The sequence below is a fragment of the Pedobacter sp. ASV12 genome (assembly GCF_016429155.1).
GTDB lineage: Bacteria > Bacteroidota > Bacteroidia > Sphingobacteriales > Sphingobacteriaceae > Pedobacter.
The window spans coordinates 1-815 of record NZ_JAELUC010000211.1 but is presented as its reverse complement, the minus strand read 5'-3'; the positions used below and the strand labels follow the sequence as shown (position 1 = coordinate 815).

Annotated in this window: 1 protein-coding gene; it reads right to left on the bottom strand. The window is 37.9% G+C overall.

Features of this window, described 5'->3' with window-relative positions; all coding sequences use genetic code 11:
• On the bottom strand, positions 1 to 487 hold a 487-nt coding region (locus JHD69_RS19950; protein ID WP_199142089.1), incomplete at its 3' end, for a hypothetical protein.
• Positions 488 to 815 lie beyond the last annotated feature (328 nt).

Genomic DNA, 815 nt, shown 5'->3' with positions numbered 1-815 from the left:
TAACTTTTGGAATAAATGAATATAACGGACTATCAGTTAACGGACTAGCTGTTACAGAAATTATCAAATCTTTTAACTCTCTAACACTCTTTTTTGCCTCAGAGGCCGATATTTCATTCCCTAAATGTTTATAGCTTAATGTCCTACTATGATTGATATCGAATGGGCTTATATCTTCCTCTTCCTTTATTATAATAGTAGAGTATGGACGAACAGCATGTCTAACACCAAGTTCATACAAAGCATTGGGATTATATGTTGTGATATCCGCAATTACAAGTTCTGCATTAATCAGTAATGCAAACATACTACGATCAATAATTCCACTTTCCGAAATTTCGTCTGCCCTTACACAATTATAATTACAGGCCGTTACTGCTGGCTTTATAATCTTTTTATACGTCTCATCTAAATCTATCGTTCTATTCGAAATGGGATCTTTTTTCTTTCCAAAGCCCATTATAACGAAACATGCTTTTCTTTTCATATCATTAACGTTTAAATGGCCTTGTAAAGTTTCTTACCCAAGCGGTTAAATTAACATAGCTACCACCTCCTTCCTCTACCCAAAGCTGGCTATATCCGCTTGTATCATTTTCTAAATTTAAATAAGGATACAGTGAGAGGTATTCAACCCCCTGATAACTTAATCGTGCCTGATTATCTTTCGAAACTGGTGCTATGGCACAAAAGCCAGTATGCCCATCCACATACCCCAATTCCCAGGGCATCCATTTTGATACTGATGCATTGTGTGCTGTCTCTTATACACATCTGACGCTGCCGACGAACCACGACATGGGGCGAGGGGGGGG